Below are 18,542 nucleotides of genomic sequence, written 5' to 3'. Positions count from 1 at the left end.
CGCGTGGTCGGTGCGCTGACGCTGGACAACGGCTCGGTCACCCTCGCCTCCGATGGCAATTCCACCTTCCTGCGCGGCACCTCGGGTGCATGGAGCATCGCCGGCAACGGCGCCATCCTGTTCGGCGGCAGCCACAACGCGGTGCGCGCAAACAACTACCTCGGCTACGGCTCCGGCACCTACTCGCTCTCCATCGGCTCAGGCGTCACCGTCGCAGGCTCCAACGGCGGCTATATCTACTTCGGCAACAACGGCACCAACGCCGGCACCATCGAAGCGGCCACCGCCGGCCGCGAAATCGTCGTCAATGCCTGGAACACCACCGACACCTGGACCAACGCAGGCACCCTGCGCGCCAACGGCGGCATCCTCAGCCTCAGCGACGCCTGGTCCAGTGCCGGCAACGGCGCACGCATTCAGCTCGACAGCGGCACCCTCTTCCTCGGCGGCAGCTTCAATACCGCATCGTTCAACACCCTGGTCCGACCCGCCGACGCCGACCGCGGCACGCTCAACCTCGTCGGTACGCTGAACAACGCCAACGCAACCCTCAACCTCAATGGCGCAACCGGCACGCTCAACTCCGGCGGCACCATTGCCGGCGGCACGCTGGCCATCGACAACGCCTCCGGCGGCGCCTTCAACACCGGTTACGCCGGCATTTCCGGTTCGTCTTTCGGCGGCACCAATGTCGCCACCCTGGACAACGTCCGCCTGAGCGGCAGCACCACCGTCGCCAACGGCGGTGACCTGCGCGTGGTCGGTGCGCTGACGCTGGACAACGGGTCGGTCACCCTCGCCTCCGACGGCAGCTCCACCTTCCTGCGCAGCACCTCGGGCGCCTGGAGCATCGCCGGCAATGGCGCCGTCCTGTTCGGCGGCAGCCACAACGCCGTGCGCGCCAGCAATTACCTCGGCTACGGCTCCGGCACCTACAGCCTGTCCATCGGTTCAGGCGTCACCGTCTCCGGCTCCAACGGCGGCTACATCTACTTCGGCGACAACGGCACCAACGCCGGTCTGATCGAGGCGGTTAACGCCGGCAAGGAAATTTCGCTGAACGCGTGGAGCAGCAACAGCAGCTGGACCCAGTCCGGCACGCTGCATCTGGCCAATGGCGGGCAGTTCCACATCGGCGACAACGTCATCAATTCGGGCGTGCTGCGCGGCGCCGGCAGCATCAACGCCAGCGGCCGCACCATCACCAGCACCGGTCTGGTTCATGCCGAAGGCGGCGTGCTGTCGGTCACCGGCAACCTGACCCAGGCCGCCGGCAGCACGCTGCGCTTCGACATCGGCGGTACCGAGCGCGGCACCGGCCACAGCGCGCTGGACGTGAATGGCACCTTCACCTTCGGCGGCACGCTGCAGGTGGTGCATACCAACGGCTTCACGCCTGCGGAGAACGAAGCGTTCCCGCTGATCCGCTACACCACGCGCGCCGGCAGCACGCAGTTCGCCACGCTCGACGTGCCGGCCGGGTCCGGCTACGGCAGCTACTACGGGGTTGGCACCTATCTGCTGGCTCGTGGTACCGCACTGAACGGCCAGATCAATGAATGGATCTCGAACAGCAGCGGCGACTGGTCGACCGGCACCAACTGGTCGCTGGGTGTGGCGCCGAACAGCGCCACCATGTCGGTGCTGATGGACCGCGTCGGCTTCACGCCCACCGTCACCATCTCGTCCGGCAGCTGGACGGTCGGCGAACTGATTTCGCAGGAACACCTGACGATGACCGGGGGGTCGCTCACCGTCGTCGGTGAAACCGCGATCGCCGGCCAGCTCACGCTGAACAATGCAGCGCAGCTGCTGACCCAGGGCCACCTCGATCTGGGCGCGGTGACGCTGAACGGCAGCAGCCAATTCACCGCGCAGCAGGCGGGCCACATCGCGAGCTTCGTGCAGAACGGCGGCACCAGCACTTTCAACGGTGCCGGTCTGGCTTTCGACGCGATCGATATCCGCGGCGGCACGGTGAATTACAACGCGATGCTCGCCCTGCCCTCTCAGGCGCTGCGCATCGCGAATCACACCGCCAACCTGAATGCCGACCAGGGCCAGACGCTAATACAGCTGCAGTCGGGCACGCTCAACCTCAACCTGGGCACGCTCGCGTCGGACGTGGACATGAGCGGCGGCACGCTCAACGTGGCGGGCAACACGGTCGCGAATGGCCGGCTGGACTGGACCGGCGGCAACATCAATGGCAGCGGCACGCTGACGCAGAACGGCGTGATGACGGTTGGCGGCAATGGCAGCTTCGGCCTCGGTGGCGGCATCACGCTGGTCCATGCCAACAGCAGCGGCAACAGCCGCATGGCCAAGACCGGCAGCTATTTCTATCTGAACGGCAGCGGCACCACGCTGCGCAACGCGGCGGGCGCGGTGCTCACGCTGGACAGCACCGACAACACCTTCGGCACCTACTACAGCGGCGGCACCGGCGGCCTGCTGCAGAACCAGGGCACGCTGATCAAGACCGGCACCGGCGTGTTCCGGGTGAACAGCCCGACCCGCTTCGAACAGGCTGGCCTGCTCGACATACGCGCCGGCAGCATCGACCTGTCGTACGGCACCGGCAACGTGTTTTCGGGCAATACCGTGATCGCCGCCGACAGCGCGCTGACACTGACCGGGTCGCATACGACCACCTTCACCTCCAGCGCCCGCTTCAGCGGCGCCGGGCAGATTCAGCAGACCGCCGGCAGCACCGCGATGGCCGACGGCGTACGCATCGACAGCAGCCTGCGACTGAGCGGCGGTTCGCTGGGCATTGCGGGCACGGTGCAGCAGAACGGCGCCTTCACCTGGACCGGCGGCGAAATCAACGGCGGCGGCACCCTGGCGGTGTCCGGCGTGCTCGATCAGAGCGGCAACACGACGGTGTATCTGCGCAACGCCACCACGCTGCTGCACACCAACACCGGTGGCAGCAGCCGCATCGCCAATACTTCGAGCAGCGGCCTGAACATCGACAGCGGTTCGGTGTTCCGCAACACCGGCACGCTGACGCTCGACGTGGCAGGCAGCGGCTCGATCATGTACATCGATCAGGACAGTGGCAGCGCCAGCCTGTTCGAAAACACCGGCACGCTGATCAAGACCGGCAGCGGACGCGTGGACATCGGCACCTACGGCATGGTGTCGCTGCGCCAGGCCGGCACGCTCAGCATCGACGAAGGATGGATCACGCTGGGCGGCAGCGGCGGTACGCCGCCGGCCCACCAGATCAGCGGTGCGCAGTCCATCGCCTCCGGCGCCCTGCTGCAGGTAAGCGGCGGCCAGACCACACTGGCATCGACCGCCACCTTCGCCGGCGCAGGCCGGCTGGAGGTGGCCGGCGGAACGCTGGCGGTCGGCAACGGCGTACAGCTCGGCTCCGACCTCGCACTGGCACTGAGCAGCGGTACCCTGAGCGTGGCCGGCCAGCTGCAGCAGAACAGCCGCTTCACCTGGACCGGTGGCCAGATCAATGGCGGCGGTGCGCTGACCGTGGCCGGCGTATTCGAACAGAGCGGCAACACCACGGTGTACCTGCGCGACGGCACCACGCTGCTGCACACCAACACCAGCGGCAGCAGCCGCATCGCCAACACCTCGAGCAGCGGCTTCAACATCGAGAACGGCTCGACCTTCCGCAACACCGGCACGCTGACGCTGGACGTGGCGTCGGCAGGCGGCGTCATGTACATCGATCAGGACAGCGGCAATGCCGGTCTGTTCGACAACGCCGGCACGCTGATCAAGACCGGCGCCGGCCGGCTGGACATCGGCACCTACGGTCTGGTGTCGCTGCGCCAGACCGGTACGCTGAACGTCAATGCAGGCTGGATCACCTTCGGCGGCAGCGGTGGCACGCCGCCCGAACATCTGCTGGCGGGCACCCAGACCATCGCCAGCGGCGCCCGCATCGAGGTCATCGGTGGCACGACCCGGCTGGCGAGCGGCGCGACCGTGAGCGGCGCCGGTCCGCTGCGGCTGACCGGTGGCGTACTGGCCATGGATGACGGCATGAGCACCGGCATCACGCTGCAGCAGAGCGGCGGCACGCTGTCGGGTGCCGGCAGCAATACGCTGAGCGGCCGCTACGAATGGACCGGCGGCACGGTCGGCGGCAGCGGCACGCTCACCGTCAGCGGGGCGCTGCAGATCAGCGGCTCCGGCAGCTTCGGCCTCGACGGCCGCTCGCTGCGGCATACCAATGCGGCGGGCAGCAGTGCCCTCTACAAGACCGGCGGTTATCTGTACGTCAGCAACGGCGCGACCTTCACCAACGCCGCCGGCGCCGCGCTCTACATCGACACCGCCGGCGGCAATTCCGGCGTCTGGTATGGCGGCACGGCCGGCAGCTTCGTCAATGACGGCCTGCTGGTGAAGCAGGGCAACGGCACCTTCAACTTCTGGAACCCGGTCCGGCTCAGTAATACCGGCACGCTGACCGTGGCGCAGGGCACGCTGTTCGCCGACAACTTCACCAGCAACAGCGGCACGCTGCACACCCTGTCCGGCGCCGTTCTGAACACCGGCAATACCGCGCTCACCAACACCGGCACGGTGTCCGGACACGGCACGCTGGTGATCGGCGGCACCGGCCTGCTCAACCGCGGCATCGTCGCACCGGGCGGCAGCAACGAGGACGGCACGCTGCGCATCACCGGTCACTACACCCAGGCCGCCGACGGCACGCTGCAGATCGAGCGTGGCACGCCGGGCACCGATGCACTGGTGGTGAGCGGCACCGCCACACTGGGCGGCACGCTGACGGTGAGCTCGCTGAGCGGCTACACGCCGACCGCAGTGCAGAGCGACATCGTCAGCGCCGGGACGCTGACCGGCAGCTTTGCAACCGTCACACTGCCGACCGGCTACAGCACGCTGGCGGTCGGCAACCGGCAGGTACTGAGCTATGCCGGTGCGATCTGCGGCGGCATCTGCTGGGACGGCGGCGCCGGTACCAATCTGTGGACCGACGCTGCGAACTGGACCGGCGATCTGCTGCCGGGCCTGAATTCGCTGGTATTCATCGACCTGCAGAACGGCGTCAGCGTGCTGCTGAACAGCGGCACCCATACGGTCGCGTCGCTCACCACCACTGCCGGCAACACGCTCACGCTGGCCGGCGGTTCGCTCACGCTGAGCGGCGGCGCGTCCGGTCAGAACGCCTCGACGCTTGGCGGCAACCTGAACATCAGCGGCGGCACGCTGACCGCGAATGCCGCCACGTCGATCGCCCGGCTGGCGCTGTCGGCGGGCACGCTGGGCGGCAGCGGCGCGATCACCTTCACCGGCGCCGGATCGAGCTGGACTGGCGGCGACCTCACCGGCAGCGGCAGCACGATCCTGGCCGCCGGCTCGACGCTGGACTACGCCGCAGGCAGCCGCAGTTCCGCCCGCCGCGTGGACATCCGCCAGGGCGCGACGCTGCGCCACCTGTCCGGCGTGCTCACGCTGACCGGCGGCGCCAGCAATGCCGGCGTGATCGACGTCGCGCAGGGCGTGACCGCACGTTACGGCGGCAGCGCGGCCTATCTGCTCGACAGCAGCGGTCAGTTCGCCGGTGGCGGCCGGATCGAATTCATCAATTCGGCCCAGGCCACGGCAGCCAGTACCGCGCCGACCATCGCCGAATCGACCTTCACGGTGCGGGTGCAGGACAGCGCCCGCTTCACCGCGACCGCACCGACCGCCATTGCCCGGCTCGAACTGGCGGACAGCGCCCAGGTCATTGCGCAGTCCGGTCTGCAGGCCGGTACGCTGACCCAGACCGGCGGCACGCTGACGGTGAATGCCGCCTCCGCGGTCGGCCAGTACAGCTGGGCCGGCGGCACGCTGGCCGGTACCGGTGCGCTCACGCTGCTCGGCAACGGCAGCTGGACCCGCGGCACGCTGAGCGGCAATCTCGTCATCGGCAATGGCGCCACGCTCACGCTGAGCACCACCGGCAGCGACGACGTGCAGGGCACCAGCTACAAGCGCTTCGGCACCGGCTCGCTGAGCAACTTCGGCACGCTGGCCTGGCAGGAAGGTCATATCGACGTCGTCGGCAACGCCCGCGTCGATAACCACGGGCTGCTGGACATCACCGGCAACTTCAGTTTCGGCGACCGCTCGGTCGGCGTCGGCACGATCACGCTGAACAACCTCGCCGGCGCGCTGATCCGCAAGAACGGTGGCGGCGAAACCAGCATCGGTTCGCTGGGCATTCCGGGCGGCACCGCGAACTACGCGGTGGTGACCAACGACGGCGCGATCATGGTCGGCAGCGGCAGCCTGCGTTTCGGCGTCGGGTATTCCGGTGCCCAGGGTGGCGGCAGCTTCATCCACAACGGCCAGATCGACGTCGTGGCCGGCGCCTTGCTGGAATTCGGTGGCAGCCTGACCCACAACGGCCATACCTTCATCGACAGCGGCGCCACGCTGCGTCGCATCGGCGGCTTCACCAACAGTGCGGCGGGCACGATACAGGGCTTTGGCACGCTGGACGTCGGCAGCGGCAACACCTTCCGCAACGACGGCACGCTGCAGGTGGGCGACGTGTTCACTGGCGTGAACGCCCACGGCACGATGCAGGTGACCGGCAACTATCTGCAGGGCAGCGGCGGCCGGCTGCTGATGGCGGTTGGCGGCAGCGCCGCCGGCCAGTACGACCGGCTCGCGGTCAGTGGCAGTGCGACCCTTGGCGGCAGTCTGGTGGTGAGCGAAGCGGCCGGCTATGCACGCGATTCGGTGGCGATCGACCTGATCACCGCAAACGGCGGCCTGAGCGGCGGCTTCGGCACCGTGACCCTGCCGGCCGAGGGCTACGCCGTCGCGCAGGGCGTGAACGCACTGCGTCTGAACTACGCCGCCATCGTGTGCGGCGGCATCTGCTGGGACGGCGGCGCCGGTACCGATCTGTGGACCGACGCCGCGAACTGGACCGGCAATGTGCTGCCCGGTCTGAACGATCTGGTGTTCATCAGTCTGTCCAATGGTGGCCAGGTCCGGCTGACCGGCGGCGACCAGCGCATCGCGGCGCTGAACACGGGCAGCGGCAGCACGCTGACGATATCCGGCGGTGCGCTCACGATCACCGGCCTGTCCGGCGGCAGCAGCGTCGCTTCGGCCGTGGCCGGCGATGTGGTGCTGACCGGCGGCACGCTCACCGTAGGCGGTCAGGCGAGCTTCGCCGGCCTGCGCCAGAGCGGCGGCTTCAGCCAGTTCGACGGCATCGCAACGGTGAGCCGGCTCGCGCTGTCCGGCGGCGAGGGTGTCACGCTGCGCACCAACGGCCGCCTCACGGTGAGTGACAGCTTCGACTGGCGCGACCAGGCCGATCTCGACGGCGCCGGCACCTTCACCACCGCCGGCCTCACCACGGTCACCGGTTCCGGCGGCCTGGGCTTCGGCATCAGCGTGGACTGGCACAACACCGGTAACGTCAATCTGGTCAATGGCGCGCTGCTGCACTTCTACTCGACCAGCGACGGCAATGGCGGCGCACTGATCAACGAGGCCGGTGGCGTGATCGATCTGTCGGGCGGCAACGCACTGGCGCTCGGCACCCACAGCGGGCCGCTGTCGCGCTTCGTGAACGCCGGCACGCTGATCAAGCGCAGTGGCGGAGACCAGCGGCTGGAAGGCAACTACAGCTTCGACAACCTCGGCACGGTGCAGGTCGATGGCGGCCGCCTGGATATCCGCGTGTCGAATGGCGATGGCGGCGCCGACACCGGCCGCTACGTCAGCAACGCCACGCTGGCATTCGGTGCCGGCCAGCGCATCCTGGCCGCCGGCAGCGACATCACCGGCAACGGCGCGGTGGAGTTCTCCGGCGCCCGGGTGACGGTCAATGGCGGCTACGGCATCGCCGGCACAGGCAACACGCGCATCAGCGCCGGCCGCGCCGACTTCGCCTCCGCACTCACCTTTGCCAATACGCTCACCGTGCGCGGCGGCGTATTGAACTTCAACGGCAACACCGTGCTGAACCGGCTCGAAATGGGTTGGTCCGGCGGCGACCTGGCCACCTACTCGGTGCTCGGCGGCACCGGCACGCTCACCTTCACCGGCAGCGGCTCGACCATCACCGACGGCACGCTGGCCAGCGGCGTCGTGAGCGGTTACGACAGTGGCGTGGGGCCGCTGTACGTGCAGGCGCCAGACAGCCGGCGCAGCATCACCGTGGCCAGCGGCGCGTCACTCACCTTGGGCGGCAGCGAATACGCCGACCTGTCGGGCATCGCGCTGAACAACCAGGGCACGCTGTCGCTGGTGGGCAACATCCACATCCATCTCGACAACACGCTGGACAACGGTGGCACGCTGCAGATCGGCACATCGGGCACACCGCTGAACCAGATCGCCGATGTCGCATGGAATGCGCCGGGCAGCCTCGCCATACGCAACACCGGCACGCTGGAAAAAGTGCGCGACGGCAGCGCCTACCTGGTCGCCTCACTGGTGAACGAGGGCAGCGGCAAGGTCGATGTGCGGGCGGGCACGCTGCAACTGGCCGGCGGCTACACGCAGGGCAGCCAGGCCACGCTGGCCGTAGGCCTCGGCTATGGCACTGCCGGTCGCCTGCAGGCGGACGGGGGTGCCACTCTGGACGGTACCCTCGAGGTCGGCGAAGCGGCCGGTTACAACCGGGCCTCGATCGACGCCAACATCGTGCAGTCCGCCAGCGGCGTGACCGGCCGCTTCAGCACTCAGCGCCTGCCTTCCGACTACACCCTTGCGACCTCCTCGACTGGCATCAACCTGCGCTACAACCTGATCAGCTGCGGCGGCATCTGCTGGGACGGCGGCGCCGGCACTGCGAACTGGCTCGACGCTGCCAACTGGACCGGCGACCGTCTGCCCGGGCTGACCGACCTGGTGTTCATCAACGCCATCCCGGGCGCCAATGTCACGCTGAACGCATCGCCCGCGCAGACGGTGGCCGGCCTGACGATAGGCAACGGCAATAGCTTCACGCTGAATTCCGGCGTGCTCAACGCACCGACCACGGTGCAGGCTGGCGGCACGATGACCCTGCTGGGCGGCACGCTCAATTCCGGCGGACTGTTCTCCAACGCCGGGACCGCGAATCTCGCCGGTGGCGCGCTGAATGCCAGCCAGCTCGCCAACAGCGGCACGATGAACCTGAGCGGCAGCGCACTGAGCGCCGGTTTGATCACCAACAACGGCACGATGAACCTGCTGCGTGGCACGCCGGGCAACCTGACCAGCACCCGCTTCGACAACAACGGGCTGATCGTTGCCGATACCGGCAGCACCCTCGAATTCGGCAGCGGTGGCGGCATGATCTTCGCGAACAACGGCGACGTGCAGGTGCGCAGCGGCACGCTGTCCGTGCTGGCGCACGACACCGATGCCTCCGGGCCGGGCGCCGATACCGGCGACTATTCGGTGGCTGCCGGTGCGACGCTGCGCTTCCGCGACGCCTTCCGGGACTTCGGTCCGGGCTCGTCGGTCACCGGCGCAGGCAACGTCGAATTCACCGCGTTCTCCGGCGGCGCCTTCAACGTGAATGGTGTCTATTCGGTCGGCGGCACCACCCGCGTAAGCGGCAACACGCTGGTGAATTTCAACAGTAGTGCCAGCTTCGGCACGCTGGATGTCGCCGGCAACATCGGCGGCGGCGGCACGCTCAGCGTCGGCGACCTGATCTGGACTTCGGGTGCCATCAGCGGCACCGGCCGCAGTGTCATCGTCAGCGGCGACGCTCTGATCGACGGCCGCTCGCTCAGCCTGAACGGCGCGCGCCTGAACATCACCGGCAGCGGTCTGATCGATGCCGGCACCCAGCTCGCGCTGAACACCGGTGCCCAGGTCATCGTCGGCAGCGGCGCCACCCTGGGCATGGGCAGCAACAGCGTGCTGAGCGGCAATGGCAGCGTGGTCAACCGCGGCACGCTGGAAGGTACGGTGGGCGGCGGCAGCTCGAATATCGGCGTGCTGCTGTCGAACAGTGGCACGGTGAACGCGGCCTCCGGCAGCCTGGGCCTGACCGGCGGCATCCGCACCAGCGCTGGCTCCTCCTTCGTGATCGGCAGCGGCGCGACGATGGAACTGGGTGGCGATCTGCCGGACGACATCTTTGACCAGATCAGCGGCAGTGGCGCGCTGAGCTTCTCGTCGGCGGTGCAACCAGTGATCAACCGCAGCTTCGCCGCACAGGGTGGCACGCCCTTCGTGTTCAGCCTGCGTTCCGGTGCGACCCTGCGCAGTGGTCCGTTGCAGGGCGAACTGACCGGCCAGGCCGCGGGCTGGACCTATACCGCACCCGACGGCTTCAATGGCCGCCAGAGCGCCGTATTCGAACTGAGCAGCGGCGGCGGTACCGCGCTGATCAACGTCGTGTTCAACGTGGTGTCGTTGCCGGCGGTGACGCCGCCGGTGGTGCAACAGGTCACCGTGCCGCTGCTGCGGGACGTGTTCCAGCCACCGCGCATCGACGTGCCACCGGCACCGTCGGCGCCGCAGGTGTCCTCGCCGGTGAGCATCGCCAGCCTGGATGCCCTCGACAACATCGCCACCGCATCCGGCCCGCAGATGGAGCAGCCGCTGCGCGATTTCCGCGGCAGCCGTCTGCAGTGCCGCTAAGGAGAGTTTCATGCAAACGCAGCCCGCCCTCACCCGCCTGATCGCCGTCGCCACGCTGTTTTTGGCAGGCCAGGCGGCCGCCCAGACGCCCAGCCCGGCCGCCGGGCGGGTGAGCTATCTGTCGGGCACCATGTACGTTCAGACCAATGACAACAAGACCCGCATCCTGGCGCGCGACTCGGCCATCTACAGCGGCGACGTGATCACCACCGAAAAGAGCACGGTGGCGCGCATCGAGTTCGGTGACGGCTCATCGCTGGCACTGAAACCGCGCAGCCAGGTCAAGATCGACGGCTTCGCCTTCGACGAGGCGAAGCCGGAAAAGGACAGTCTGCTGTACAGCCTGGTGAAGGGTGGCCTGCGGGCGGTGACCGGCCTGATCGGCAAGCGCAACCGCGAGGGCTACCGCGCCAGCACGGTGACCGCGACCATAGGCATACGCGGCACCCGTTTCGGCATGCTGCTGTGCGACGAGAACTCGAAGGACGACCCGGCCTGCCTGAAGGCACTGGAAGAAGCGAAGGACCGCAAGGCCGGCGAACCGGCGCTGGTGTTCGACGTCGAGGAAGGCAGCATCGAGGTGAAGAACGAAGGTGGCAGCAAAACCTTCGAGGTCGGTCAGGCCGGCGTGGTGTCGAACAGCAAGTCTGCCCCGCAGTCGCTGCCGGAAAACCCGGGTCTGGACCAGTCTCTGCCCTCCTCCACCGCAGCGCGCCCGGGGCCTGCAGGCATGGGCGGCAGCACCGGCCTGGGCAGTGACAGCGACGCGTCCTGCACCGTGCAGTAAGGCGCTGTCTCGGGCGCCGTGCCTGCAACGCTGCATCGCGACGGATGCGCACAAAAAAGCCCGGCCAAGGCCGGGCTTTTTCATTGCGTCATCGCTGCGCTCACTTCACGCCGGCGATGCGCTTTTCCAGCTGGGCCACCGGCACATAGCCGGGAATGCGTTCGCCATTGCTCAGGAAGATGGTGGGCGTGCCACGCACCCGGTACTTCTCGCCCAGCGCCACCGACTTCTTCAGGCCGGCGGTGTCGCAGGAGGCGGCCGCGGCCGGCGGCTGCACGTTGGCGGTCATCCAGTCGCCCCAGGCCTTCTGCCGGTCGGCCGCGCACCAGATCGCTTCCGATTTCTTCTGTGAATCCGGGCCCAGCACCGGGGTCAGGAAGGTGTAGATGGTCACGTCATTCAGCGTGAGCAGTTCCTTCGCCAGCTTCTTGCAGTAGCCGCAGTTCGGATCTTCGAAGGTGGCGATCACGCGCTTGCCGTTGCCGCGCACCTGCTTGATCGCGACGTCCAGCGGCAGTTCGGCGAAATTGATCGCCGACAGCTGGTTCACCCGCGCCTGGGTGATGTTCTGGCGGGTTTTCGGGTCGAGTATCTCACCGATGATCAGATAGCTGGCCTTCTCGTCGGTGTAGAGGATTTCGCCGCCGACGCGGACCTCGTACAGACCGAGATAGGGGGTCTTGGTCACGCCCTCGACCTTGGCGCCGGCACCCAGCGTGGCTTCCACCGTCGATCGTATGGTGTCCTCGGGATTGGCCCAGGCCAGCGAAGCCGACAGTGCGCACAGCAGTGCGGCGGTGTGCTTGATGAACATGCAGTGTCCTCGTTGTGGCGCGCGGTGCGCGCCGATTAACCCAATGCGTAGCGTACCAGTGCGTTCCGTACGACCGGCACGCGCGCGGTCAGTTTCAATCCGGTATTGCGCAGCCACGAAAGTGCCGGCCACTGCGGCCGGAACAGTTCGTGCAGCGCGTGCGTGGTGAGCTGCAGCGCATTCACCTCTTCGGCGCGCCGTCGCTCATAGCGGCGCAGTGCGCGCAGATCGCCCAGCACGCCGCGGTCCAGCCCGGCCAGCAGCGCCGACAGCTCGCGCGCGTCGGCAAAGCCCAGATTCACGCCATGGCCCGACAGCGGGTGAATGGCATGCGCCGCGTCACCGATCAGCGCCACGCCGGACGCAACCACCCTCGGCACCTGCATCAGCCGCAGCGGAAAGCCGGCCGCCGGCGTCACCACTTCGAGCCGCCCCAGCATGTGATCGCCGGCCGCCGCGACGTGAGCCGCCAGTGTCTCCGCGTCGTATTGCAGCAGTTCGCGCCCCACCGCTTCCGGCGCCGACCACACCATGGACATGTGGCCGTCGGGCAGCGGCAGATAGGCAAGCACGCCGTCCGGCCGGAACCACTGCCAGGCAGTCCCGAGATGCGGCCGCTCGCAGCGGAAATTGGCCACCACGCCCAGTTCCGCGTAATCGGTGAAACGCGCCTCAAGCCCGGCCTGCGCGCGCACCCAGGACTGCACGCCATCGGCGCCGACCACCAGCGCCGCGTCCAGCGTGCGGCCGTCCTCCAGCGCGAGCCGGGCGCGCCCGCCCTCCACCGCCAGCGCCGCCGGTTTCGCGGGGCACAGCAGCGTCACATTGGCCTGACGCTTGACGCCTTCCCACAGTTCGCGGGCGATCAGGCTGGATTCGGCGATCCAGGCCAGTTCGCCCACGCCCACGTCGAAGGCGGAAAAATCCAGCTGCGCACCGCGGTCGCCGAACACCTCGATGCGCGCCATCGGCTGCAGCCGTGTGCTGTCCAGATGAGCCCAGGCGCCGATCTGGTCGAGAAAGCGCGCGCTCGACGGGCTGACCGCATAGACGCGCGCATCCCAGCCGCCGACCGGCCATTCCGGCGGCCGGCCTTCGACCAGCGCCACCGACAGCTGCGTGCGGCGCAAGGCCGCGCACAGCGCCAGCCCGGCCAGCCCGGCACCCACCACCACCACGTCGAATTCAAGATCCCGCTGCATCGAGCACTATCCGTTCATGTGCGGAGCAACCGCTGATTGTCCGGCGGCCCTCGCATTCTTGACAAGTCTTGGTCGCTCAAGGACAATCCGCGTCCTTTCGCGTGGTGATGTAGCTCAGCTGGTTAGAGCGACGGATTCATAATCCGTAGGTCGAGGGTTCAAGTCCCCCCATCACCACCACCTGTTTCAGACGGCCCGCAGCGATGCGGGCCGTTTTCATTTGTACGCGCCACCGCATCGACACGCGCCTTGTGCACCGCCTGCGCGATCGCCGGGCCGGACACCTTGCCGGCCGCTGCCAGCCGCTGCGCGATCGCACCGGCCTCCACCGACCGGAAGGCCGCGGCCGCGGCCCGCACGATGTCCGCCTGCGGATACCCCGCCTCGTCACGCCCGGGACGGCTGCGCGCGTCTGCTTCGCAGGCGAGCAGGATGTCCGCCAGCCGCTCCGGCTTGCGCATCACGTCCAGCCGCTCCAGCAGCTTCACCATCGTGTCGGCGCGCAGTTCTGCGGCGCGGTGCACATTCGTGTGCTCCTGCGCCACCAGGCGGCCGATGTCGGCGACATCTACCGGTACCCGCAGCCGCTCGGCCACCTCGCGTGCCAGCTTGGCGCTGCGGGCCTCGTGTGCGATGTGGCGCGGCCATTCTTCCTTCGGCGTGGTGCCCTTGCCCAGATCGTGCGTGACCAGCGCCCAGCGCGTGGCGAGCGAAGCCCCGTGTGCAGCGGCCCAGTCCAGACACTGCATCAGATGCAGGCCGGTATCGATTTCCGGATGGTGCTGCGGCGGCTGCGGCACGCCGAACAGCGCATCCGCCTCCGGCAGCACCACCTTGAGCGCGCCACAGGCGCGCAGCACCTCGATCATGCGCGAGGGCTTCGCTTCCATCAGCCCGCGCGACAGTTCCTGCCACACCCGTTCGGCCACCAGCGCATCGGCTTCGCCGTTGTCGACCATGTCGCGCATCAGCGCCAGGGTGTCCGGCGCCACGGTAAAGTCGTGGAAGCGCGCGGCGAAGCGTGCCAGGCGCAGGATGCGCACCGGGTCCTCGACGAAGGCCTCGCTCACGTGGCGCAGCAGGCGTGCCGCGATGTCAGCGCGTCCGTTGCACGGATCGATCAGCGTGCCGTCGTCGGCGCGCGCGATCGCGTTGATGGTGAGGTCGCGGCGGAGCAGGTCCTGCTCCAGCGTGACCGTGCGGTCGGCGTGAAACACGAAGCCGCGGTAGCCGGGCGCGGTCTTGCGTTCGGTACGCGCGAGCGCGTGTTCCTCATGCGTGACCGGGTGCAGGAATACCGGGAAGTCGCGGCCAACCGGGGTATAGCCGGCGGCCACCATGTCTTCCGGCGTCGCGCCGACCACCACCCAGTCGCGGTCGCCCGGCGGCAGGCCCATCAGCTCGTCCCGGACCGAGCCGCCGACGCGGTAGATCTTCATCTATCTGTGCGCCTTCGAGCGCGCGTGCTCGAAGCGGTCAGTCGGCCGGAAATCGGCCAGACAGGCGTCGATCTCGCTCTCCAGCGTCGCCGGCACGAAATCGAAGGGCAGCGTGCAGCCAGCGTCGCACACATTGTCGACCTGCATCGAGCGCAGGTTGTCGCGCGACATGAGCGTAGGGCCGGGCGCCAGTTCGAGCGCCAGCGCCTGCAGCGAGGCCAGCGGACCGGGCAGGCCGATCACGCAGCGCTCGGCACCGATGGCGCGGCCGGTCATCTTCACCAGTTCGCGCATGGTGTAGACCTTGGGGCCGCACAGCGCGAAGGTCTGCCCGATGGCCGCGTCATCGTCCAGCGCGCGTACGATGCAGCGCGCGACGTCGCGCACCGATACCGGCTGGTAACGGGTGTCCGCACCCGCCAGCGGAAACACCGGCGCGATCTTCAGCAGGCCGGCGAACATGGACAGGAAGCACTTGCCGTCGCCGAAAATGAGCGAGGGGCGGAACACGGTCCAGGGCACGCCACCGTTGCGGATGGCGATTTCACCCGCGGCCTTGGAACGCAGATATTCGGACGGTGCAGCGTCGGCCGCACCCAGCGCGCTGACATGCACCAGCCGCTGCACGCCGGCCGCCTTCGCCGCGGCGGCGATGGCCTTGGGCAGCGCGACGTGGGCGCGCTCGAAATCGCGGCCCCAGGGCTGGCCGCTGCGGGAATGCAGGATGCCGACGCAGTTGATCACCGCGTCCGCGCCCGCCGCCAGTCGCGCCAGTACCGCCGGGTCATGCACATCCGCTTCGACCACATCGACCATGGGCAGCAGGATGAGGTGCTTGGCGCGGTCACGGCGACGGGTCGGCACGATGACGCGCACATTGCGTTCGGCCAGCAGGCCGGCCACCTGGCTGCCGACGAAGCCGGCGCCGCCGATCAGAAGGACGGTTTTCGGGAACATGTGAACTCCGGGTCTGTGGGTCGAGACTCTGTGTATTGGGAAACCCAGGGGAAACTCAGGGGAAAGCTCAGATCGGGTCGTCCGGCGACGGGCCGGCGCCCGGCTGTATGGTGCCGAGACGTTGCTTGAGGCCCGGCTCCTTCAGGCCGAACACCAGGCTGTACATGACCGCATTGGTCATCACCTTCTTCACGTAGTCGCGGGTTTCGGTGAAGGGGATGGTTTCGGCATAGATGGCGCCTTCGAGCGGCCGCGCCGCGCGCCACTTCTTGGCGCGGCCCGGGCCTGCGTTGTAGCCGGCACTGGCCAGCACAGGGTGGTCGTCCAGACTGTCCAGCACCAGCCGCATATAGCTGGTGCCGAGCAGCAGATTGGTGTCGGCGTCGGCGATCTGCGACGGGTGATAGCCGTTCAGGCCGATCTTCTTCGCCACCCATTTGGCGGTGGCCGGCATCACCTGCATCAGCCCCTGCGCGCCGGCCGACGATTTGGCGCTCATGACGAAGCGGCTTTCCTGCCGCATCAGACCGTACACCCAGGTCAGATCGAGCGCGCGCGCATTCACGTGCGGCTCGACCGCCGCGCGCATCGGCGCGAGATAGCGCAGCGCGTAATCGTGTTCGGCCACGGTGCGGTCGGCGGTGGCGATCGCGCGGTCCCACAGCTGCCTGTTCACCGCCAGATGGGCGACCGCGAGCAGAGTGCGGTCGTCCGCTTCGCGGATGGCCCAGTTCCATTCGCGCAGCGCCTCGGTGCGCAGATCGAGCGCGAACAGCTTGAGCGCCCGCTGTATCGGCGGCATCAGTTCGGCGCGACGGATGTCTTCCGGCGTGGGTTCGGCCGCGGCCGGCGGCAGTACCGCCTGCTGGCCCAGTTCCTCGCGCGCCAGCAGGCCGTAGAACTGCGGCTGGTCGGCGATGCGGCGGTACTGTTCGCGCGCCTGGTCGACGTGACCGGTGGCGGCGCGGGCGCGGCCGTTCCAGTAGATCCACTCCGGCCGGTCAGCCAGCGCTTCCGGCATGCGGCCGGTGAAGTCGCGCACCGCCTTCCAGTTGCCGGCGCGCAGCGCAGCGCGGGTGCACCAGCCGAACACTTCATCGCCGGACAGATCGTCGTCGGCCGAACGGCACCACTGCAGCGCGCGCGCGTCGTGCTGCATGCCGCCCTGCCAGCCGAGCTGGCTGAAGGCATAGCCGCGCTCGCGCGGGCTCAGGCGTGCAGCGATCACTTCCAGCGCGCGTTCGGCGGCGCGCGCGTCGCTGCGGGCAAGCCGGGCGATGGCCATCAGCGCCAGTTCGCGGCCGCGCCGGGTGATCGAGAAGTTGGCCGGCTGACGGTCCAGCCAGCGGGTCGGATTGGCGACGATGTCATCCAGCACCCTGCCCGGGCGACTGGCTTCGGGCAGCAGGTCCAGCAGCGCGCCCGCCTGCCCCGGCCGCTTGGCTTCCATCTGGCGGCGGGCGCGTGCCCACACATCGTCCTCGCTCAGTCGGCCGGCATCGAACAGCGCGGCGAAGACCGGCGTGCACGCCGACGGGGCATCGTCCAGCGTGTCCCACAGCGCACGCGCCTCGGTGGCGGCGGCCGGGTCGCCCAGCACCTGCAAGGCCCGCGCGGCATGGCAGCGCAGATCGTTCTCGGGCGAGGGGTTCTTCACCGGCAGCTTCGCGTACTCGGCGCGGTAGCTGCTCCACTGTTCGTTCTTCGCCAGCAGGCGCAGCCAGTCGCTGCGCAGCCGCTGCGCGATCACGGTGTCGGCGTTGCGTTCCAGGAAGATGGCGACGGCATCGGGCGATGTCCGCTCCAGATCCATCTTCAGCCGGTAGTACTCGACATACGCGGCGAGCGGATAGGACTGCAGGCCGGCGGCATGACGTTCGAACAGCTGACGGTTGCCGGCGGCGAAGGCGTCGCGCGCGGCGAGGAAGGCGGCATCCTGTGCGGAGGCGGCTGCGGGGAGGAGCAGGCTGGCGCCGAACAGCAGCGCGCGCAGCGGGAAAAGCGGGAATCGTATGGCCATCTGCTAGTGTTTCCGGGTGTGCACGAATGATACCTCTCGCAGATGAATGTTCCCGACGATCGCGCGCGCCGCAAGGCGCTACGCCTCGAACTGGTCGGCCGCCGGCAGGCCATGGATGCCGCCACGCTTGCGCCGCTGCATGCCGCGCTGGAAACCCGGGTCGAGGCGCTGCTGACGCAGCTCAGGCCGGCTTCGGTCGGTTTCACCTGGCCCTACCGCGGCGAATTCGACGCACTGCCGCTGATGCGCCGCTGGCTGGCCACCGACCCGGCACGCTGGGCCGCGCTGCCGGTGGTGGGCGAAAAGGGCCAGCCGATGACCTTCCGCCGCTGGGCGCCGGACACCGTGATGGCGACCGACCGCTACGGCATCCCCTACCCGGCCGACGGCGAAGCCGTGGTGCCGGCACTGCTGCTCATCCCCTGCAACGGCTTCGACGGCCGGGGCTACCGGCTGGGCTATGGCGCCGGCCACTATGACCGCACGCTGGCCGCGCTGGTGCCGACACCGGTGGCGGTGGGCGTGGCCATCGAGGACGGCCGGCTGGACGACCTGCAGCCACAGCCGCATGACCTGCCGATGGACTGGATCGTGACCGAAGCCGACACCTTCACGTCACACCGCTGACGCGTCGGGCAGGCGTGCGCAGGCGGTCTATGCTGGAAGCAGTCCCGACCTGATCGCGCGCCTGCCGCACCGGGGTGCGTGCCTGCAAGGCCCTGCACGAAGG

At 68.5% G+C, this 18,542-nt stretch carries 8 protein-coding genes and 1 tRNA gene; 4 read left to right on the top strand and 5 right to left on the bottom strand.

What is annotated here, in order from left to right:
- Together METUNV1_RS17930 and METUNV1_RS17925 are read left to right on the top strand one after the other, a co-directional pair.
- A partial coding sequence (locus tag METUNV1_RS17930; protein ID WP_158005297.1) for a beta strand repeat-containing protein occupies positions 1–10,593 on the top strand: 10,593 nt, incomplete at its 5' end.
- 10 nt (positions 10,594–10,603) lie between these two features.
- A complete protein-coding gene (locus METUNV1_RS17925; RefSeq protein WP_008064232.1) occupies positions 10,604–11,380 on the top strand; it encodes a FecR family protein in 777 nt (258 codons plus the stop codon).
- 100 nt (positions 11,381–11,480) lie between these two features.
- On the opposite strand, the gene METUNV1_RS17920 is transcribed toward METUNV1_RS17925, so the two are convergent.
- Together METUNV1_RS17920 and METUNV1_RS17915 are read right to left on the bottom strand one after the other, a co-directional pair.
- Positions 11,481–12,194 carry a DsbC family protein gene (locus tag METUNV1_RS17920; RefSeq protein WP_008064231.1) on the bottom strand — a complete coding sequence of 238 codons (714 nt, stop codon included), beginning with the start codon at positions 12,192–12,194 and terminating at the stop codon, positions 11,481–11,483.
- A gap of 35 nt (positions 12,195–12,229) precedes the next feature.
- On the bottom strand, positions 12,230–13,396 hold the full coding sequence (locus tag METUNV1_RS17915) for a UbiH/UbiF family hydroxylase (protein ID WP_008064229.1): 1,167 nt from the start codon (positions 13,394–13,396) through the stop codon (positions 12,230–12,232).
- Between the two features lie 103 nt (positions 13,397–13,499).
- On the opposite strand from METUNV1_RS17915, the gene METUNV1_RS17910 reads away from it, so the two are divergent.
- Positions 13,500–13,576 (top strand) — tRNA-Met (locus METUNV1_RS17910).
- On the opposite strand, the gene METUNV1_RS17905 is transcribed toward METUNV1_RS17910, so the two are convergent.
- From METUNV1_RS17905 to METUNV1_RS17895, 3 genes are all read right to left on the bottom strand, one after another.
- The gene (locus tag METUNV1_RS17905) at positions 13,555–14,835 is read right to left on the bottom strand and encodes a multifunctional CCA addition/repair protein (RefSeq protein WP_232416297.1); all 1,281 of its coding nucleotides are present in this window, start codon (positions 14,833–14,835) and stop codon (positions 13,555–13,557) included. The genes METUNV1_RS17910 and METUNV1_RS17905 overlap by 22 nt on opposite strands.
- Positions 14,836–15,792 (bottom strand): complex I NDUFA9 subunit family protein, encoded by a 957-nt coding sequence (locus tag METUNV1_RS17900; RefSeq protein ID WP_008064227.1) that lies wholly within the window; start codon positions 15,790–15,792, stop codon positions 14,836–14,838.
- 67 nt (positions 15,793–15,859) lie between these two features.
- On the bottom strand, positions 15,860–17,812 hold the full coding sequence (locus METUNV1_RS17895; RefSeq protein ID WP_008064226.1) for a lytic transglycosylase domain-containing protein: 1,953 nt from the start codon (positions 17,810–17,812) through the stop codon (positions 15,860–15,862).
- Positions 17,813–17,854: 42 nt separating this feature from the next.
- On the opposite strand from METUNV1_RS17895, the gene METUNV1_RS17890 reads away from it, so the two are divergent.
- Complete coding sequence (locus tag METUNV1_RS17890) at positions 17,855–18,439, top strand: 5-formyltetrahydrofolate cyclo-ligase (RefSeq protein WP_008064225.1); 585 nt, start codon at positions 17,855–17,857, stop codon at positions 18,437–18,439.
- The last annotated feature ends 103 nt before the right edge of the window (positions 18,440–18,542 follow it).

Origin of the sequence: Methyloversatilis universalis FAM5, assembly GCF_000214035.2 — a bacterium.
GTDB classification, from domain to species: domain Bacteria; phylum Pseudomonadota; class Gammaproteobacteria; order Burkholderiales; family Rhodocyclaceae; genus Methyloversatilis; species Methyloversatilis universalis.
This window is presented reverse-complemented; position numbering and strand designations above follow the sequence as displayed.

Coding starts and splice junctions, on each gene's coding strand:
- METUNV1_RS17915 (WP_008064229.1), bottom strand. CDS start 13,396: ATGCAGCGGGATCTTGAATTCGACGTGGTGGTGGTGGGTGCCGGGCTG.
- METUNV1_RS17895 (WP_008064226.1), bottom strand. CDS start 17,812: ATGGCCATACGATTCCCGCTTTTCCCGCTGCGCGCGCTGCTGTTCGGC.
- METUNV1_RS17925 (WP_008064232.1), top strand. CDS start 10,604: ATGCAAACGCAGCCCGCCCTCACCCGCCTGATCGCCGTCGCCACGCTG.
- METUNV1_RS17890 (WP_008064225.1), top strand. CDS start 17,855: ATGAATGTTCCCGACGATCGCGCGCGCCGCAAGGCGCTACGCCTCGAA.
- METUNV1_RS17905 (WP_232416297.1), bottom strand. CDS start 14,835: ATGAAGATCTACCGCGTCGGCGGCTCGGTCCGGGACGAGCTGATGGGC.
- METUNV1_RS17900 (WP_008064227.1), bottom strand. CDS start 15,792: ATGTTCCCGAAAACCGTCCTTCTGATCGGCGGCGCCGGCTTCGTCGGC.
- METUNV1_RS17920 (WP_008064231.1), bottom strand. CDS start 12,194: ATGTTCATCAAGCACACCGCCGCACTGCTGTGCGCACTGTCGGCTTCG.